Genomic DNA, 19,353 nt, shown 5'->3' with positions numbered 1-19,353 from the left:
CCTCAGCTTGCGCCCGCCAGCCTGACCGGCTTGCCAACAAACTGGTCATTGAACCAGACCGTAAACTGCTGCTGCTGCTCCTGGGTAAGGTGCAGGCCATGCTTGGTACGACGCACCAGAATATCCTGCGCCTGCTGCGCCCACTCATGTGTCACCAGATAACGAGCCTCAGCCTCATAAAGTTGTCCGCCAAAGTGACGTCCCAGCCCTTCAAGAGAGATCGCTTTGCCCAGGATCACGTTACTGCGTGCACCATACAGCCGGGTGTAATGCTTGCGCAGCGCACGAGGCAGCCACGGATAGAGCATCTTCAACTGCTGTGAGAAGCTTTCAAAATCCGCATCGGGGATTTCCCCCGGCAACACCGCGCTACGGGTCCAGTCCTTGCCCATCTGCGGGAAATAGCTGCTGAGACGTTGCAGCGCATGCTCCGCCAGTTTGCGGAAAGTGGTGATTTTACCGCCGAAGACATGCAGCAAGGGCGCGCCACCCTGGCTGTCCAGATCGAACAGATAGTCGCGCGTCACGGCAGAAGGGTTACCCTTACCATCATCAAACAGGGGGCGTACGCCTGAGAAGCTGGTCAGCACATCTTCTGACGTCAGTTTCACCTTGAAGTAGCGATTGACGGCATCCATCAGATACTGAATTTCACTCTCATCTGCGGTGACGCCTTCTGCCTCACCATCGTAGGGAATATCGGTTGTGCCGATCAGCGCTTTATCGCCTTCGTAAGGGTTAATAAAGATCACCCTCTTGTCGTGGTTCTGCACCAGATAAGCCTGCTGCCCTTCCCAAAACTTCGGCACGATAATGTGAGAGCCCTTAACCAGCCGCACTTTACGGCTGCTTTGGGTATGGGTTACGTTCTGAATGATATCCAGTACCCAGGGACCTGCGGCGTTGATCAGGGCTTTCGCCCGCACGGTCCGGGTGGTGCCATTTGTGCCATCCTGTAACGTTATTTCCCAACTATCGGTATGGCGCACGGCGGCCAGGCAGCGGGTTCGCGTAAGAATGGTGGCGCCGCGTTCGGCAGCATCCAGCGCGTTCAGAGTGACGAGTCTGGCATCATCAACCCAGCAGTCGGAGTATTCAAAGCCACGGGTGTATTTATTCAGCAGCGGCGCGCCTTCCGGGTCACGTTTGAGATTCAGGGTTCGTGTGCCCGGCAGTTTCTGTCTGCCTCCCAGATGGTCATAGAGAAACAGGCCCAATCGTACCAGCCATGCCGGACGATCCTCCGGGCTGTGCGGCAGCACAAAGCGCATTGGCCAGATAATGTGGCACGCCGAGTTGAGCAGCACTTCTCGTTCAATCAGGGCTTCACGTACCAGACGAAATTCATAATATTCCAGATAACGCAGGCCACCGTGGATCAGCTTCCCGGAACGGGAAGAGGTGCCCTGGGCGAGATCGTCTTTTTCACACATCATTACGGTCAGGTTGCGGCCCGCTGCATCGCGTGCAATGCCCGCGCCGTTGATGCCGCCACCAATAACAAACAGATCCAGCAGAGGTGCTTCACTCATTTTTTCACTCCTCACAGACGAACGTGTCGCCCCGTGTAACCTCAGTTTTCAAAGCGTTTACGCACGTCATGCAGCCCGCTCCAGACAGGCGGCAGAAGCTCCCGTGCCTGGCGATAGCTGCCATAAAGCGCGGTAAACCTGGCCAGTTCCTTCCCCTCTGGCTGCTCACTGTTCCCCAGCAGCGGAGTGACCCAGGTTTTCACGCAGGACTCCATATCGGGATAAGCGCCGATAGCCACGGCGGCCATCATGGCGGCGCCTGCCGCACCGGCCTCTTCCCGGGCATTGATGCGCACCGGTGCGCCTACCGCTGCCGCAAAGATCTGCCGGAGTTGTGCCGAGCGACCTGCGCCGCCAGAAAGGCGAATTTCACGGGGGATTTCGCCCATCGCCTGATAGCAGTCGCGGGCAGCCAGGCCTATCCCTTCTATGACCGAACGCAGTAGATCGGCAAAGCCGTGTTGGGGTTTGAGGCCGATAAAACTGGCGCGGGCGTCAGCGTTGACGAAAGGGCCTCGCTCACCGGCTTCTGAGATATAGGGATGGAACAGCAGGGAGTCTGGTGGGGCGGATGCCAGCCAGCGGTCGATCTGTTTTACCAGCATGCCGTGGTCAACCTGGCCACCAAAATCATTAATCAGCGAGGCCGCCAGATTCAGCGCCCAGTCGAGATTCAGGGTGGCCGCCATATTGGTCTGAACCTGAGTCACTACATTGGGGACAGGCAGGGCGATCACATAACCGGTCTGTTGCTGGTTCAGCCAGACGCGGTCGGCTGTGACAGCGCGCATGTGTACACCGGTAGAGCCTACGATAGAGCAGCCGGTATTCTCTTCCCCGGTATGGACACCTGCGCCCAGGGCCGTCATCACCATATCGACATAGCCCAGACAGACGGGTGTTCCTTCAGGCAGGCCTGTCGCCTGAGCTGCTTCTGCATTTAGCGGATGTGTTACTTCGGTACCCTCCACAATTTCCGGCAATAAGTGACGGTGTGGAGTCAGCCCCAGCGCCTCAATGACCTGGTCGTCGTACTGACGGTTGCGGAAATTACCAAAGGTGAAGCTGGCTTCTGAAGGATCGGTTGCGCGGATGCCTGTAAGGTTCAGGTACAACCAGTCTTTACAGTGCAGAGCAGTTTCTGCCCGACTCAACAGCTCAGGGAAATAGCGATCCATATGGGCTATCTGAGCCCCCTGCTGACAGGTATTTAATCCGGTGCCGGTCGCTTCAAAACGCGCTCTGGCCGCCGGGCCCGCGTTGAGTCTCTGTACCGTAGGGGCGGCCCGCCCGTCCAGCCAGATCCAGGCATCGCCCACAGGCTGATTGTTTTTATCCACCAGCCAGGTTCCATCCCCCTGGCCTGTCACCGCAATCGCCACCACTCGCTGAGAGAGGTTAGCTACCTCAAGTGCCAGCAAGCGGATTGCTTTAACGCAATCCCGCCAGGTACGCGCCATATCCTGCTGCGCAGACCCTTCCGGCCCACTCTGGTAATGATTGCGGACAGCCCCGGTGCCAAGCTGCCTGCCTTCGGTATCGAAAGCCACCGCTTTGACAACGGAAGTGCCAGCGTCGATCCCGACAATAATCTCCCGGTTATCCATGCAGGTCTCCAGAGCGTGACGACGTTCAATAACGCCGGGGGGTAAGGTTGTTTGTTGTTGGTATGTTTTTTCTTTGTTAATTCACAAGGCGGTAAAGCCGTGAATTCTCTATCACACAGTTAACACTAATAGTGTATTTTTTTTCCAATTAAATAATAAATTTCGTGCCGGATGTCGATTCTGATCACAATTTGTTCTGTTTTTAGCCTGCGACTCAGTCAATGCAATTATCCCTGGCGTAAGAGGAAAGTAAGAGGGTAAAGATCGGATAGCATCAATATTAACATTAATTAAAATGTTGTTTATTATATATAAATTTCAGGCTGTGTCGGTTTTAAATCCCTGGTTAACCTCCCCGCACTGTGAAAGTTAACGCAGAAAATGCAGAGAAATAACGCGGGGAAAAGCAGGAAAGCATCAGAAGAGCGATCCAGATCGACAACTGGAAAAAAATGAACAAGCCGTGTTGACAACCTCTGTCTTATATAACATTTTCAACCAATGAATTATCACATTTATAACACATAAAAGTTACATATCAGCAGCGGACTTACCTGCTTAACGGGGTACAGCAGAAGCAGCTGTACTGCCAGTGACATCGGGCAGGCGCCGCAGGCATTAATACGAGGTCAGTAAAATGAATACTGCGTCAGCTTTACCCGGGCAGGCCAGGGTCCGAACCCGCAAGCGTGTAGCCACAGTGGTTATTGTCACGCTGGTGGTGCTGGCGGCCATCGCGCTGGATACCAAAGTGGTGAAGATCGGCTCAACTGAAAACGTGGCTGAGCAGGGCTTTTCCCCAGAAACCTATGGTCCCCACACGTTCCCGGAAATTAAAAAGTCGGTGGAATCGCGGGCGGTTGAGGCTGCCGTTCTTTATCAGGCACTTAAGACCGACCAGCAGGCCGCCACGGAGAAATACGGTGTTGGTTCTCCTGTACCGGTGTTTGCCGTCTCGGTAAACGCAGTGGCTGGCGCCAGTAAAAGTGGCATTTACGACCTGAAAGTTCAGGGGATGCCGGAGGAGGTACGGGTACGTATGCAGACCGGTCCGGCCATTAACGGCACCGACCTGCGCGATGCAACCGGCACCATTCAGTTTGGTGATTTCAAAAACCAGATCGAATACCAGAATGCCGGCTCGTCGATTAACCGTGCGATGAAAGCCAGTGTACTGGAACCCCTTAAAGGGCAGGATTTGAAAGGTAAAACCGTCAATGTGGTCGGGGCCTTCCGGCTGTTGACGCCAACCAGCTGGCTGATCACGCCGGTAAGTCTGGAGGTTAAATGAGTGCAACAGAGCATGACCCCTCGGCACACAAGGGCGAAGTCGTTCTTTCGGCGCGTAATATCAGTAAGATCTATGGATCCACACACGCGCTGAAAGGGGTGAATTTTGATGTCCGTCGCGGACAGGTAACCACATTATTTGGTGAAAACGGCGCGGGTAAATCGACGTTAATGAAGATCCTTTCCGGCGTGGTGACTCCCACCTCCGGCGACATCCTGCTGCATAACGAACCCAAAATTTTTCACTCCACCAACGATGCCCGCGCCTGCGGTATCGCCATTATTCATCAGGAGCTGAACCTGGCCCCCAATATGAACGTGCGCGATAACATCTTTATTGGCCGCGAAATCATGACTGCCACGGGTGTGAATTATGCCGAAGAGGCACGTCTTACCCGCGAACTGATGCTGGCACTGGAAGAAGAGATCGATCCGTTAACGCCGGTGGAGTCATTGCGGCTTGGTCAGCAGCAGGTGATTGAGATCGCCCGCGCGCTGTCGGTTAACGCACAAATTCTGATTATGGATGAGCCTACTTCTGCACTCAGCGCGGCTGAGGTCGAGGTGCTGTTTAAAATCATCCGCGATCTCACCGCGCGTGGCGTCGCCATTGTTTACATCTCTCATCACCTTGAAGAGGCACTGGAGATCACCGATCACGCCGTGGTGCTGCGTGACGGAGCGATGACTGCCGCTGCCGCCCGTAGCGAGATCGACCTGGCGTGGATCGTACGCAATATGGTGGGCGATCATTTCGATCTTGGCTCTCCGCCACAGGGGTATGAAGCGGGTGAGGTGGCGCTGGAGGTCCGTGACCTGACGGTAATGGGCACCGGCGGTATCCGGCTGGTGGATAACCTCTCGCTGTCGGTAAAGGCCGGAGAGATCGTCTGTATTTATGGCCTGATGGGTGCCGGACGTACGGAGCTGATGGAGTGTATTGCCGGACGCCTGACGGCCTCGCAGGGTGAAATTCTGCTGCGTGGCCATTCGATTGCCGGATTAAGCATCGGCGATCGTATTGAACAGGGGCTGGCGCTGGTGCCAGAAGATCGGCAGCGCGATGGGCTGGTGCAAACCATGACGGTGGGCGAAAACCTGACGCTGGCCAGCATTGGTGAATTTATCCGTGGGCTGATTATGTCGCCGCGACGTGAAAAAGAGCTGGTTAACAACGCGATTCAAAACGTTACGGTGAAAACTTCGGGCGGCGAGGCGGCCATCGGATCCCTCTCCGGCGGGAATCAGCAAAAGGTGGTCATCGGCAAAATGCTGGCCACCCATCCCAGCGTGATCCTGCTGGATGAACCGAGTCGTGGTATCGATATTGGCGCCAAAGCAGAGGTCTTCCGGCTGCTGGCAGAGAATGCGCGTGAAGGGCTGGCCGTCATCTACTCCACCTCGGAAGTGGGGGAGTGCCTGAGCGTTGCCCATCGCATTGTGGTGATGCACAAAGGCCACATCTCAGCGATTTTCGATTCCAGCGTCAGCAAAGAACGCATTATGGCCGCCTCTGGCGAATCCCTTGTGGCCTGATGTCCTGAAAGAGATGGAGCCTGTTATGACCAATAAAACGCAAGTATTGCCTTCGACCAGCACCACCCCCCTAAGCGCGCGTTCGGAGTGAACATTGCCAGACTACTGCTGGAAGGGCGGGCGTTCTTCGCGCTGATTGTGATTGTGGCGGTGTTCTCCTTTCTTTCGCCCAACTATTTCTCCACCAACAACTTCCTTACTATGGCTTCACATGTGGCGATCTTCGGCCTGCCTGCGATTGGTATGCTGTTGGTGATCCTGAATGGCGGTATCGATCTCTCGGTAGGGTCGACGCTCGGCCTGTCCGGGGTTTTTGCCGGTTATCTGATGCAGGGTGTCAATCTGGAAGCCTTTGGCGTCATTCTCTACTTTCCTCTCTGGGCGGTGGTGTTACTGACGCTGGCAATGGGGGCGCTGGTGGGCCTGATTAACGGTGTGCTGATCGCCTGGTTCCGCGTGCCGGCTTTCGTCGCTACGCTGGGATCGCTGTATGTGGCCCGGGGCATCGCGCTGCTGATGACTAACGGCCTGACCTACAACAAACTTTCCGGCAGCGTTGAACTGGGCAACACGGGCTTTGACTGGCTGGGCTTCAACCGCATCCTCGGCATTCCTGTTGGGGTGATGATTCTGGCGGTGATAGCCCTGGCGGCTGGATTCCTGCTGAGTCGCAGTGCTTTTGGCCGCTGGCTCTATGCTTCAGGCGGTAATGAACGTGCTGCGGATCTCTCCGGCGTGCCGGTTAAACGCGTCAAAATCACGGTTTACGTGCTTTCCGGTATCTGTGCGGCTATCGCCGGACTGGTACTCTCCTCGCAGCTGACTTCTGCCGGTCCGACCGCCGGCACGACTTACGAACTGACGGCTATTGCGGCTGTGGTTATTGGTGGCGCGGCATTGACCGGTGGACGCGGGAACGTTCGCGGCACACTGCTTGGTGCTTTTGTTATTGGTTTTCTCTCGGATGGTCTGGTGATTATCGGCGTCTCTGCCTACTGGCAGACGGTGTTCACCGGCGCAGTCATCGTGCTGGCAGTTCTGCTCAATACCCTGCAATACGGTAAGCGATCGAAATAAGACCCCAGCGCCGGATCCTCCGGCGCCTTTATCCTGACTCAGACCAACCCTACACCAAGATAAGTGGAGACAGACCATGTTCAACAGCAAACGCATTCTGATGGTGGCCGCCACCGCGCTGATCACCGCCCTCGCAACACCTGCCTGGGCAGCCAACGGACTGATGACTATCATCGTCAACGATCCCTCCAATCCTTACTGGTATACCGAAGGCATGGTGGCAAAAAAAGAGGCGGAAAAACTGGGCTACACCGCCACAGTGGGCGCGCATAAAGGTGATACCAATACCGAAAGTCAGCTGATCGACACCGCCATTACCAACAAATCTAAAGCGATCATTCTTGATCCGGCCAACGCTGACGGATCGGTTGGCTCGGTGAAAAAAGCCATTGCTGCCGGCATTCCGGTCATCGTTATCAACGCCGAACTGAACCAGAGTGGCCTGGCCAAAGCGCAGCTGGTTTCCAACAACGCTCAGGGCGCGGCGTTGGGGGCCATGCAATGGGTGAAAGTCGTTGGCGACAGCGGTAACTATGTGGAGCTGCTTGGCTCCCCCTCAGACAACAATGCGGCAACCCGCTCCAACGGCTATGAAACTGTGCTGTCACAGTACCCGGATCTGAAGCAGGTAGGTAAAGAAGTGGCTAACTGGGATCGTACTCAGGGCAACAATAAAACCCAGTCCCTGTTGCAGGCTCACCCGGATATCAAAGGCATCATCAGCGGTAACGACGAAATGGCGCTGGGTGCTGTGGCGGCCCTGAAAGAGGCGGGCAAACTGAAAAATGTGGTGGTGGGGGCATTCGATGGCTCGCCGGATGCCGTTGATGCCGTTAAATCTGGCGCGCTGGCCTACACGGTGATGCAGCCGGTTTCCGAATTCTCAACCAAAGCTGTCCAGCAGGCTGACCAGTTTATCAAAACCGGTAAAACCGGGGCGAAAACAGAAAAACAGCTTTTTGACTGCAAACTGATTACCAAAGAAAACGTCAGTAAATACACTTCCGCTTTCACCCTTTCTGAATAATGGCTTGCGCGGTGGCGGCTTATCCGTCACCGCTCCGCCCTGATTTGCTAAATCCCTGAATTGGGGGTCTAATAAAGCCGCTTTACCTTCCCTTATCTGACTTTGGATGCACGCTCCATGACGCAAAAAGCCGTCGACATTTTTATGGCAGAACAGATGCCCGGTGACAGCCGACAGGCTCGTCAGTTAGCCCGGCGCCAGCTGATTGTGGAAGCGGTAGTGGCTGAGGGATCCATTCGTATCGAAGATCTGACTGACCGCTTCGGCATCAGCCTGATGACAGCCCACCGCGATCTGGATGAACTGGTGGAGCGCGGCCTGCTACGAAAAGCCAGAGGCGTTGTCTCTGCCACTTCCACCAGTCAGGTGGAGTCCAGCGACGTCTACAGGGCAACCCGCCAGCAGGATGAGAAGCGGGCGATTGCGGAGATGGCTGCCGGACTGATCGATCCCGGCCAGGCCGTCTTTATGGATGACTCCACCACCGTATTACAAATGACCCGCTTTCTGCCTGCGCGTGCCCCGCTGACCGTTATCACCAATTCACTGCCGCTGATGACAGAGTTACGCAACGTGCGTGACGTGAATCTGCTCGGTCTGGGCGGACAATTTTATAACTGGTGCAACGCTTTTATGGGCCAGATGACCCGCCGGGAAATTGCCACGCTGCGCGCCGATCTGTTCTTTGTCAGTATGTCGGCTATCACCGAAGGCAGCGTATTCCACCAGTCTGCGGAAACCACTGAAACGAAACGCGCGATGTTTGACTCTTCTGCAAAACGCATTCTGCTCAGCGATTACACCAAGTTTGAGCGTCGTGCGCTGCATCATTTTGCCAGGCTGGATGAGTTTGATGTGGTGATTGTTAATCAGGGAACACCGCTGCAGCACATTGAAAAAATGCGCGACAGCGGGATTAACGTCATGATCGCGCCCGTGAAAGTGAGCGGATAAGGGGTAACGGCAAAGGATAAACGCGCGCGGAACGACAAATTTATCCTTTGCTACGGACTATTCCATTCCCAGTTCTTTCAGCTTGCGGGTCAGGGTATTTCTTCCCCAGCCCAGCAGCCGTGCCGCTTCCTGCTTGTGCCCCTGCGTGTGACGCAGAGCGGTAGTCAGTAACGTGCGTTCCATCTCCGGCTGCGCTTCTGACAGCAGGTTTTGATGACCGGAACGCAGCGCGCGATCGGCCCACTGTGCCAGCAGGGTTGCCCAACTGTCCGGCAGAGACTGCACCGGATTTTCTGGGGTGGAGGTCTCAAACAGCTCAGGAGGCAGATCCTGAATCAGGACTTCCTGTCCTGCAGCCATCACGGTCAGCCAGCGGCAGGTATTCTCCAGCTGACGAACGTTACCGGACCAGTGCAGGCGGGTCAGCGCTGTTTCTGTTTCCGGATGCAGGATCTTCGCTTCCACACCCAGTTCACGCGCTGCAACCTGCAGGAAGTAGCGCGCCAGACGAGGGATATCTTCACGACGTTCCCGCAGGGGAGGCAGATGCACGCGGATAACGTTCAGGCGGTGGAATAAATCCTCACGGAATTTTCCTTCCTGTACCCGCAGTTCCAGGTTCTGGTGGGTTGCCGCAATAATACGGACATCCACTTTTACCGGCGCATAGCCACCGACGCGATAAAACTGTCCGTCAGCCAGCACACGCAGTAAACGCGTCTGCACATCCAGAGGCATATCACCGATTTCATCCAGGAACAGCGTACCGCCGTCAGCCTGTTCAAAGCGTCCCTGTCGGATCTGATTTGCGCCGGTAAAAGCGCCTTTCTCATGACCAAACAGTTCTGACTCGATCAGGTCTTTGGGGATAGCCGCCATGTTCAGTGCAATAAACGGTGCTTTAGCCCGTGGGCTGTGACGGTGTAGAGCATGAGCGACAAGTTCTTTACCTGTCCCCGATTCCCCGTTGATCAGCACGCTGATCGAAGAGCGGGAAAGCCGACCGATGATGCGAAAAACATCCTGCATCGCCGGTGCTTCACCAATGATATCGGTGGTGGGGCCGCTCACCGGCTGATTGCGTGGCTGCTGTTGCTCCTGGTAGTGGCTGATTGCCCGCTCTACCAGCGCCACGGCTTCATCGATATCAAAGGGCTTAGGCAGGTAATCAAAGGCACCCTGCTGATAAGCACTGACGGCCGCATCCAGATCGGAATGGGCAGTCATTATGATGACCGGAAGCATCGGATGACGCTGTTTAATCTGTTTAAGCAGCGTAAGACCATCCATACCTGGCATGCGGATATCTGACAGTAAAACGTCTGGGGTTTTGCTGGCAAGGGCTTCCAGCACCTCATTAGCGCTGTCAAAAGTGGCGCAGCTTAAACCGGCCCCAGTGAGCGCGCGTTCAAGCACCCAGCGGATGGAGCTATCGTCATCGACGATCCAAACTATCCCTCGTTGCATAGAAACCTCACTGGCGAATAGGCAGATAAACCGAAAATTCTGTATGACCTGGCCAACTGTTAAACTCTATTTTTCCCGAATGCTGATCGATCAGGCTACGGGCAATCGACAGGCCTAAACCGGTGCCGCCTTCACGCCCGCTCACCATGGGATAGAACAGCGTATCCTGAAGTTGCGCCGGGATACCCGGGCCGTCATCTTCGATATCGATGCGTGCCACCAGGCGATAGCGTGTGCCGTGCAGCGTCAGTTGGAAAGCCGTACGGGTACGAAGCGTAATGGTGCCACCCTCTTCACCCAACGCCTGAAGCGCGTTGCGGACGACATTCAGCAGAACCTGTTCAATCTGGTCCGGATCGTGGGGCAGTTCCGGCAGGCTGGGATCGTAATCCCTGACCAGCGTCACGTTGTCGGGCAGCTCCATTGAGACCAGATTCACTACGCGCTCGGCAACCTGATGAATGCTTTGCGTGACGTGCATCCCCGGTTGCTGTGGGCCGAGCAGGCGATCAACCAGATTGCGCAGACGGTCCGCCTGCTCAATGATCACTTTGGTATATTCTGTTAATGAAGGATCGGGCAGGGCTTTCGCCAGCAGCTGTGCTGCACCACGCAATCCACCCAGCGGATTTTTAATTTCATGTGCCAGACCGCGGACTAAATCCCGGGCGGCGACCTGCTGAGCATGTTGAATCTGTTCCTGACTGAGGCGACGCTGATTATCCATCGGTGCCATCTCAAGCAGAATTAATCCGTCTGGCAGACGCTGTGCGGTTAACGACATAATGTGCGCACGGCTGTCGACCACTAAAGTTACTTCACTGTCGGTAAAACCCTGACCTGCGTCCAGACTCTCACGCATGACGTCGATATTCAGTGAAAAATAGCCTATCAGTTCCGGCAGCGGTGTACCGAACAGCTTGCGGGAACTTTGCGCTAACAGCTGTTGGGCGGCGGGATTGGCGTAATGCACGACCAGTCCGCTGTCGACCAGTAAAATACTGTTAATCAGGGAGTTGAGGATCTGCCCAGCATCGGGCAGCGTGCCAGTTGCCATGCATTCTCTCCTGCACCATTTCAGTGCATTATAGTCAGGGAAGCCGGGATTGGTCTTCCTGAACAATGAATTCGTGGAGAAAAAAGCCCATCCGGAGATGGGCTTAAAGTTTCCACGGCAACAAAAAACGTCAGACCAGTTAAACGCTGTAGTACAGCTCGAACTCAACCGGGTGTGGCGTCATACGAACGCGGTCCATCTCTTCTTTACGCAGTGCGATATAAGCTTCGATGGTGTCGTCAGTGAACACGCCGCCACGGGTCAGGAACTCGCGGTCTTCGTTCAGTGCAGCCAGAGCTTCGTCCAGTGAACCAGCCACTTTCGGGATCTCAGCTTCTTCTTCCGGCGGCAGGTCGTACAGGTTTTTGTCCATCGCATCGCCAGGGTGGATCTTGTTGATGATGCCGTCCAGGCCAGCCATCAGCAATGCAGCGAAGCACAGGTATGGGTTAGCCGCTGGATCAGGGAAGCGAGCTTCGATACGACGTGCTTTCGGGCTGGCAACCACTGGGATACGGATAGAAGCAGAACGGTTACGGGCAGAGTAAGCCAGCATAACAGGCGCTTCGTAGCCTGGGACCAGACGCTTGTAGGAGTTGGTGGTCGGGTTCGCCAGGGCGTTGATCGCTTTAGCGTGCTTGATAACACCACCGATGTAGAACAGGGCCATTTCAGACAGGCCGCCGTATTTGTCACCAGCGAACAGGTTGTTACCGTCTTTAGACAGTGACATATGGCAGTGCATACCGGAACCGTTATCACCGAACATAGGCTTCGGCATAAAGGTGGCCGTTTTGCCGTAAGCATGAGCCACGTTGTGAACAACGTATTTGTAGATCTGAATTTCGTCAGCTTTTTTGGTCATGGTGTTGAAGCGGGTTGCCACTTCGTTCTGACCCGCTGTAGCCACTTCGTGGTGATGAGCTTCAACAACCAGACCCATCTGCTCCATGGTCAGACACATAGCAGAACGGATGTCCTGTGAAGAGTCGACCGGAGGAACCGGGAAGTAACCGCCTTTCAGACCTGGACGGTGACCTTTGTTGCCGCCTTCGTAAGCTTTACCGCTGTTCCAGTAAGCTTCGACATCGTCGATAGCAACATGGGAACCGGAAGTGCTGCTGCCGAAACGGATATCGTCAAACAGGAAGAACTCTGGCTCAGGGCCAAACAGAACGGTGTCTGCAATGCCGGAAGAGCGCAGGAAATCTTCAGCACGCTTGGCAATGGAACGTGGGTCGCGGTCGTAACCCTGCATGGTGCCTGGCTCGAGGATATCGCAACGGATAATCAGCGTAGGATCTTCGAAGAATGGATCCAGCACGGCGGTAGTTGAGTCAGGCATCAGAACCATGTCTGATTCGTTAATTCCTTTCCAGCCACCGATTGAGGAGCCGTCAAACATTTTGCCTTCTTCGAAGAAGTCAGCGTTTACCTGATGAGCAGGAATGGTGACGTGCTGTTCTTTACCCTTGGTATCGGTAAAGCGCAGATCAACAAACTTGACTTCGTGCTCGTTCATCATCGACAGAACGTGTTCAGCGGACATACTTAACTCTCCTGGATTTTGTCATTGTCGTCGTGGTAAGAGAACTTCATTCAGGACTTTGCTTATCTGGCATAGTCAACCGATAATAAAGATCTCTGACAAGCTATCAACCGTTGTGGAAACTGGCATTCTTCGCTTGGGTGTAATAAAGCGAAATCTATGCCAACTTTATTAATACCCTGAAAAAGCGCTATGATGCGCCCTCTCGTGATACGGGACCTGCACCATGATGGAAGTCGCGCACCATTTTGGTGCTATCGAGTGCTGATGCAGCACTATTCTGGTGCATTTTTTCGATGGAGTGCAATTCTTGCACTGTTTATGGTTAGAAAAGCAATCCTGACAGTTATCTTTAATTGAAATTTGTGATCCTGTTCAGTCCTTCGATTAATCCGTGTACAATAGCGCGCTATTTCTAATGCCTGAGGCAAAGCTGTGATCGAAAATTTGCGTAACATCGCCATTATTGCCCACGTTGACCATGGTAAAACTACCCTGGTTGATAAGTTGCTGCAGCAATCCGGGACCTTTGACGCCCGCACTGAAGCTACTGAACGCGTAATGGACTCCAACGATTTGGAGAAAGAGCGTGGGATTACCATCCTCGCAAAAAACACCGCCATTAAATGGAACGACTACCGCATCAACATCGTGGATACCCCAGGACACGCCGACTTCGGCGGTGAGGTTGAGCGTGTGATGTCAATGGTTGACTCGGTGCTGCTGGTTGTGGATGCAACGGATGGCCCTATGCCGCAAACCCGCTTCGTGACCAAAAAAGCTTTTGCTAATGGTCTGAAGCCGATCGTGGTCATCAACAAAGTTGACCGTCCTGGCTCACGTCCAGACTGGGTTGTTGATCAGGTCTTTGACCTGTTCGTTAACCTGGACGCGACCGACGAGCAGCTCGATTTCCCGGTTATCTATGCTTCTGCTATCAACGGCATCGCTGGTCTTGACCACGCCGATATGGCTGAAGACATGACCCCGCTGTATGAAGCTATCGTGAAACACGTTTCTCCTCCGCAGGTTGAGATGGAAGCGCCGTTCCAGATGCAGATTTCCCAGCTGGACTACAACAACTATGTTGGTGTTATCGGCATCGGCCGCATCAAGCGCGGTAAAGTGAAGCCGAACCAGCAGGTTACTATCATCGATAGCGAAGGCAAAACCCGTAACGCGAAAGTTGGCAAAGTGCTGACTCACATGGGTCTTGAGCGTATCGAAGCGACAGAAGCGGAAGCTGGCGATATCATCGCTATCACCGGTCTGGGCGAGCTGAACATCTCTGATACCATCTGTGATCCACAGAATGTACAGGCGCTGCCAGCTCTGAGCGTTGATGAACCTACCGTAACCATGTTCTTTAACGTCAACACCTCCCCGTTCTGCGGTAAAGAAGGTAAGTATGTGACTTCACGTCAGATCCTTGACCGTCTGAACAAAGAGCTGGTGCACAACGTGGCGCTGCGTGTTGAAGAAACTACCGACGCTGATGCTTTCCGCGTCTCCGGTCGTGGTGAGCTTCACCTGTCTGTTCTGATTGAAAACATGCGTCGTGAAGGTTTCGAGCTGGCGGTATCCCGTCCGAAAGTTATCTTCCGTGACTTCGAAGGCCGCAAGCAGGAGCCATTCGAAAACGTTACGCTGGATATCGAAGAACAGCACCAGGGTTCTGTGATGCAGGCGATGGGTGAACGTAAAGCGGACATGAAAAACATGGATCCGGATGGCAAAGGTCGCGTACGTCTTGACTACGTTATCCCAAGCCGTGGCCTGATCGGTTTCCGTAACGAATTCATGACCATGACCTCCGGTACCGGTCTGCTGTACTCCACCTTCAGCCATTACGACGATATCCGTCAGGGCGAAGTGGGCCAGCGTCAGAACGGCGTGCTGATCTCTAACGGCCAGGGTAAAGCAGTAGCCTTTGCACTGTACAGCCTGCAGGACCGCGGTAAGCTGTTCCTGGGTCACGGTGCGGAAGTGTATGAAGGCCAGATCATCGGTATTCACTCACGTTCTAACGACCTGACCGTTAACTGCCTGACCGGTAAGAAACTGACCAACATGCGTGCTTCCGGTACAGACGAAGCCACCACTCTGGTTCCAGCTATCAAGATGACTCTTGAGCAGGCTATCGAGTTCATCGATGATGACGAACTGGTAGAAGTGACTCCGCTGTCCGTACGTATTCGTAAACGTCACCTGACTGAAAACGATCGTAAACGCGCAAGCCGTGGTCCTAAAGAGGGTTAATTTCCCTTAATTTAGTGCTGCACTCTTCAGGGCCGGAACGCTTCCGGCCCTGAATCTTCTCTCCGTTTTCAAACCCCTCTCCTGTTCAGCCTCCCGATTTACCGCTAGAGTGAATAGCTCACCGGCACAAAAGGAGATGACCATGCTGTATATCTTTGATTTAGGTAACGTCATTGTTGATATTGATTTCAACCGGGTTCTTGGCGTCTGGAGCGATCTCGGTCGTGTCCCGCTAGCTACGCTGCAAAGCCGTTTCCAGATGGGAGAGGCTTTTGAACAGCATGAACGGGGGGAAATCAGTGACGAAGAGTTCGCCGCACAGATGTGCGAGCAGTTGGACGTAGCCCTGAGCTTTGAGCAGTTTGCTGCGGGCTGGCAGGCGGTGTTTGTCGGCGTGCGTCCTGAAGTCATCGCCATCATGCACAAGCTGCGCGAGCAGGGGGACAGAGTCGTCATCCTCTCTAACACCAACAAATTACACTGTGCTTTCTGGCCTACCCAGTATCCTGAAGTTCAGGAAGCGGCAGACAGGCTGTATCTCTCCCAGGAGATGGGCTTGCGTAAGCCTGAACCCGAAATCTGGCAGCAACTACTGAATGCGGAAGAAGCCTCGGTGGCAGAGGCCATTTTCTTTGATGATAATCTTGCCAATATTGAAGCTGCCCGGGCTTTGGGCATTCACTGCGTGCACGTTACCGATGCCACTGTGGTCCCATTGTTCTTCAGCGATCGTATTTAAATGAGCCTGGTTAATCACTACCGGCACCGTATGCGTGCTTTCTGGGCCTGGATAAAGTTGTTATGGCAGCGCATTGAAGAAGATGGAATGACCACTCTGGCCGGGAACCTGGCCTATGTGTCGCTGCTGTCGTTGGTGCCGCTGGTCGCGGTGGTGTTTGCGCTTTTTGCCGCTTTCCCCTCGTTCGCTGATGTCAGTACGCAGTTAAAAACGTTTATCTTTAATAACTTCGTGCCCGCTTCAGGCACGGTGGTTCAGAGCTATCTTGAGCAGTTTGTGGCTAACGTCACCAAGATGACGGCAGTGGGCGCCTGTGGCCTGGTGGTCACGGCGCTGCTGTTGATGTACGCCATAGACACTTCGCTGAACACCATCTGGCGCAGTAAACGCAAGCGCCCCATAGTCTACTCCTTTGCTGTCTACTGGATGATTCTGACGCTGGGGCCGCTGCTGGCCGGCGCGAGTCTAGCCATCAGCTCCTATCTGCTGTCGCTGCGCTGGGCATCCGTGACGGGCGTTAGCTGGGTCATAGACTATGGGCTGCGGGTTTTTCCCCTGCTGCTTTCCTGGCTGGCTTTCTTTCTGCTGTACAGCATTGTTCCCACCCGACAGGTCGCGGGTAAAGACGCGCTGATTGGGGCGCTGGTGGCAGGATTGCTGTTTGAGCTGGGGAAAAAAGGTTTTGCGCTCTATGTTACGATGTTCCCTTCGTATCAGTTGATTTACGGCGTTCTGGCCGTGATCCCCATCCTGTTTTTGTGGGTATACTGGACCTGGTGTATCGTACTGCTGGGGGCAGAAATCAGTGCCACCCTGGGCGACTATCGTCTGCTGAAACAGGAAGAACAAAAAAGAAGAAGACGAGCGGACATGATTGCATTACTTCAACGAGCGCTGAGTGCCAGCGTGAAGGTGGCAGGTGAAACCACTGGCGAAATTGGACCAGGCTTACTGATCCTGCTCGGCGTGGAAAAAGGCGATGACCAGCAAAAAGCGCAGCGCCTGTGCGAACGGGTGCTGGGTTATCGTATTTTTGGCGACGAAAACGACAAAATGAATCTGAATGTGCAGCAGGCAGGAGGCAGCCTGTTGGTGGTGTCGCAGTTCACCCTGGCTGCGGATACCCAAAAAGGCATGCGGCCCAGCTTCTCTGGTGGCGCCGATCCTGACGAAGCCGAACGTCTCTATGACTATTTTGTTGGCTGCTGTCGGGAGAAGGAGATCGTTACGGAAACGGGACGGTTTGCCGCTAATATGCAGGTTTCACTGGTCAATGATGGCCCCGTGACGTTCTGGCTGCAGGTGTGAAGCCGCTGGCTGAACGGCAGCAAGGCCGCGCTGGCTCAGAGAGAGAGAACCATTTTATGTATCATCTTCGGGTGCCTGAAACAGCAGAAGAGCTGGATATCTACTATCAGTTCCGCTGGGAAATGTTGCGCAAGCCTCTTCATCAGCCTATGGGCTCTGAAAGAGATGCCTGGGATGCGCTGGCACATCATCAGATGGTGGTGGACGAGCGCGGCGATCCGGTTGCAACCGGCCGGCTGTATATCAATGCGGAAAATGAAGCGGCTATCCGCTTCCTGGCCGTTCATCCCTCAGTGCAGGGCAAAGGGTTGGGGACGCTGGTCGCCATGACGCTTGAGTCCGTGGCGCGACAGGAAGGGGCAAAGCGCGTGGTGTGTAGCGCCCGCGAAGATGCCGTCGAGTTCTTTGCCAAACTGGGATATGTCAATCAGGGTGAAATCACCGTTCCGCAAACCACCCCGGTTCGCCATTTTCTGATGATCAAATCGGTGATGTCACTGGATGACATTCTGCATCGCGCTGACTGGTGCGGACAACTGCAGCAGGCCTGGTACGATCATATCCCGCTCAGTGAGAAAATGGGGGTGCGGATTCTGCAATTTACCGGGCAGAAGTTCATCACCACCATGCCGGAGACCGGCAATCAGAATCCGCACCATACGCTGTTTGCGGGCAGCCTGTTCTCGCTGGCCACCCTGACCGGCTGGGGGTTGATCTGGCTGTTACTGCGTGAGCGTCATCTGGGGGGCACCATCATTCTGGCCGATGCGCATATCCGTTACAGCCATCCGATCACCGGGAAACCGGGCGCGGTAGCCGATCTGGGCTCGTTGAGTGGCGATCTGGACAGGCTGGCGCGTGGTCGAAAAGCCAGGGTGCAGCTGGAGGTCGAACTGTTTGGCAATGAAGTCTGTGGTGCGGTGTTTGAGGGTGTTTATATCGTACTGCCCGCCGATCCTGATGGAGCCCTGGAGCAGGGCGGTTCCGGCGGGTAAGGCTCAGGGCGCTGATTCAGCGCCCTTTCTTTTTCCGGCCCGGCTGGTTAAAGCGCTTACGGGCGGCTGCATTTTCGGCTGGCGTTGCTGCGCCTTTAGGCCCGCTGCTGGCAGGTTTTTTGGCCACGGCGGGTTTAGCTTTCGGCTTCGGCTTTGGTTTTTTAGTGGGCTCCTCTTCTGAAGAGGAATTCTCGATCAGCTTAAACAGCTCAATCAGCTCATCATCGGTAAAATCACGCCATTCGCCCTGAGGCAGGCCTTTCAGGCTGACGTTCATGATCCGCACACGTTCAAGCTTCGTCACTTCATAGCCAAAATGTTTACACATCCGGCGGATCTGACGGTTCAGCCCCTGCACCAGGGTAATGCGGAACACAAACGGCGCTTCTTTCTTCACTTTGCATTTTTTGGTCACGGTGCCGAGCATCGGCACTCCTGCCCCAAGCCCGTGAATAAACTCGTCGGTCACGAGTTTATTCACGGTCACCAGATATTCTTTTTCGTGGTCGTTACCGGCACGCAGAATTTTGTTCACCAGGTCGCCGTGGTTAGTGAGGAAAATCAGTCCCTGAGACTCTTTATCCAGACGTCCGATCGGAAAGACTCGCTTGCTGTGGTTAACAAAATTGACGATGTTATCCTTCTCACTGTCTTCCGTGGTACTGATGATGCCCACCGGTTTGTTGAGCGCGATAAGCACCAGATCTTCTTCATTACGCGGCTCAATCAGCTGACCGTTCACTTTCACCACATCACCAGGGAAGACCTGATCGCCTACTGCGGCACGCTTGCCGTTAATAAAAACGTTGCCCTGTTCGACATAACGATCGGCATCGCGACGGGAGCAGATACCGCTCTCGCTGATGTATTTGTTCAGACGAATGGATGAGTTGGTCAGCATGGTTCCTCCGTAAAAAAACGGACTATACCTTACCCGTGGGATGCTTAAAACAAGA

14 protein-coding genes and 2 pseudogenes are annotated in these 19,353 nt (G+C 54.5%); 10 read left to right on the top strand and 6 right to left on the bottom strand.

Annotated elements, in window-relative coordinates:
* Positions 1-2: 2 nt before the first annotated feature.
* The gene (locus VRC33_RS21925; protein ID WP_338559456.1) at positions 3-1,532 is read right to left on the bottom strand and encodes a glycerol-3-phosphate dehydrogenase; all 1,530 of its coding nucleotides are present in this window, start codon (positions 1,530-1,532) and stop codon (positions 3-5) included.
* A 41-nt stretch (positions 1,533-1,573) separates the two neighbouring features.
* Entirely contained in the window at positions 1,574-3,139 is a 1,566-nt protein-coding gene (locus VRC33_RS21920) for an FGGY-family carbohydrate kinase (protein ID WP_338559453.1), read from the bottom strand.
* A gap of 637 nt (positions 3,140-3,776) precedes the next feature.
* Here VRC33_RS21920 and VRC33_RS21915 point away from each other — a divergent pair.
* The 5 genes and pseudogenes from VRC33_RS21915 (at position 3,777) to VRC33_RS21895 (ending at position 9,023) form a co-directional block, all read left to right on the top strand.
* A complete protein-coding gene (locus VRC33_RS21915; RefSeq protein ID WP_338559451.1) occupies positions 3,777-4,430 on the top strand; it encodes a DUF2291 domain-containing protein in 654 nt (217 codons plus the stop codon).
* Positions 4,427-5,965, top strand: a complete 1,539-nt coding sequence (locus VRC33_RS21910; protein ID WP_338559448.1) for a sugar ABC transporter ATP-binding protein — start codon at positions 4,427-4,429, stop codon at positions 5,963-5,965. The genes VRC33_RS21915 and VRC33_RS21910 overlap by 4 nt, the downstream gene beginning before the upstream one ends.
* A 25-nt stretch (positions 5,966-5,990) precedes the next feature.
* Positions 5,991-7,042 (top strand): annotated as a pseudogene (locus VRC33_RS21905) (ABC transporter permease).
* A gap of 76 nt (positions 7,043-7,118) precedes the next feature.
* Positions 7,119-8,069 (top strand): D-ribose ABC transporter substrate-binding protein, encoded by a 951-nt coding sequence (locus tag VRC33_RS21900; protein ID WP_338559446.1) that lies wholly within the window; start codon positions 7,119-7,121, stop codon positions 8,067-8,069.
* Between the two features lie 117 nt (positions 8,070-8,186).
* Complete coding sequence (locus VRC33_RS21895; protein ID WP_338559444.1) at positions 8,187-9,023, top strand: DeoR/GlpR family DNA-binding transcription regulator; 837 nt, start codon at positions 8,187-8,189, stop codon at positions 9,021-9,023.
* A 57-nt stretch (positions 9,024-9,080) separates the two neighbouring features.
* Here the strand turns inward: VRC33_RS21895 and glnG are convergent, their stop codons facing one another.
* The 3 genes from glnG to glnA all read right to left on the bottom strand — a co-directional run bounded on the left by glnG (position 9,081) and on the right by glnA (position 13,096).
* Positions 9,081-10,490 carry a nitrogen regulation protein NR(I) gene (gene glnG / locus VRC33_RS21890; protein ID WP_338559442.1) on the bottom strand — a complete coding sequence of 470 codons (1,410 nt, stop codon included), beginning with the start codon at positions 10,488-10,490 and terminating at the stop codon, positions 9,081-9,083.
* 7 nt (positions 10,491-10,497) lie between these two features.
* Positions 10,498-11,547 (bottom strand): nitrogen regulation protein NR(II), encoded by a 1,050-nt coding sequence (gene glnL / locus VRC33_RS21885; protein WP_338559440.1) that lies wholly within the window; start codon positions 11,545-11,547, stop codon positions 10,498-10,500.
* Between the two features lie 139 nt (positions 11,548-11,686).
* Positions 11,687-13,096, bottom strand: coding sequence for a glutamate--ammonia ligase (gene glnA / locus VRC33_RS21880; protein ID WP_338559439.1), 1,410 nt, complete (start codon positions 13,094-13,096; stop codon positions 11,687-11,689).
* A gap of 435 nt (positions 13,097-13,531) precedes the next feature.
* On the opposite strand from glnA, the gene typA reads away from it, so the two are divergent.
* The 5 genes and pseudogenes from typA to fabY all read left to right on the top strand — a co-directional run bounded on the left by typA (position 13,532) and on the right by fabY (position 18,397).
* Positions 13,532-15,355: a ribosome-dependent GTPase TypA gene (typA, locus tag VRC33_RS21875; protein ID WP_338559438.1), complete on the top strand. Its 1,824-nt coding sequence runs from the start codon at positions 13,532-13,534 to the stop codon at positions 15,353-15,355.
* Positions 15,356-15,497: 142 nt separating this feature from the next.
* Complete coding sequence (yihX, locus tag VRC33_RS21870; RefSeq protein ID WP_338559436.1) at positions 15,498-16,094, top strand: glucose-1-phosphatase; 597 nt, start codon at positions 15,498-15,500, stop codon at positions 16,092-16,094.
* Positions 16,095-16,949: pseudogene (locus VRC33_RS21865) on the top strand (virulence factor BrkB family protein); the annotation flags it as partial.
* A gap of 15 nt (positions 16,950-16,964) precedes the next feature.
* Positions 16,965-17,402, top strand: coding sequence for a D-aminoacyl-tRNA deacylase (dtd, locus tag VRC33_RS21860; RefSeq protein WP_338564388.1), 438 nt, complete (start codon positions 16,965-16,967; stop codon positions 17,400-17,402).
* Between the two features lie 56 nt (positions 17,403-17,458).
* Positions 17,459-18,397, top strand: coding sequence for a fatty acid biosynthesis protein FabY (gene fabY / locus VRC33_RS21855; RefSeq protein WP_338559434.1), 939 nt, complete (start codon positions 17,459-17,461; stop codon positions 18,395-18,397).
* Between the two features lie 16 nt (positions 18,398-18,413).
* Here fabY and rluF read toward each other — a convergent pair whose 3' ends face one another.
* Positions 18,414-19,298, bottom strand: a complete 885-nt coding sequence (gene rluF / locus VRC33_RS21850; protein WP_338576853.1) for a 23S rRNA pseudouridine(2604) synthase RluF — start codon at positions 19,296-19,298, stop codon at positions 18,414-18,416.
* Positions 19,299-19,353 lie beyond the last annotated feature (55 nt).

Origin of the sequence: Erwinia sp. E_sp_B01_1 (genome assembly GCF_036865545.1) — a bacterium.
Classification (GTDB): Bacteria; Pseudomonadota; Gammaproteobacteria; order Enterobacterales; family Enterobacteriaceae; genus Erwinia.
Note: the sequence above shows the minus strand (reverse complement) of the source record. Positions and strands in the feature narration are given on the sequence as shown.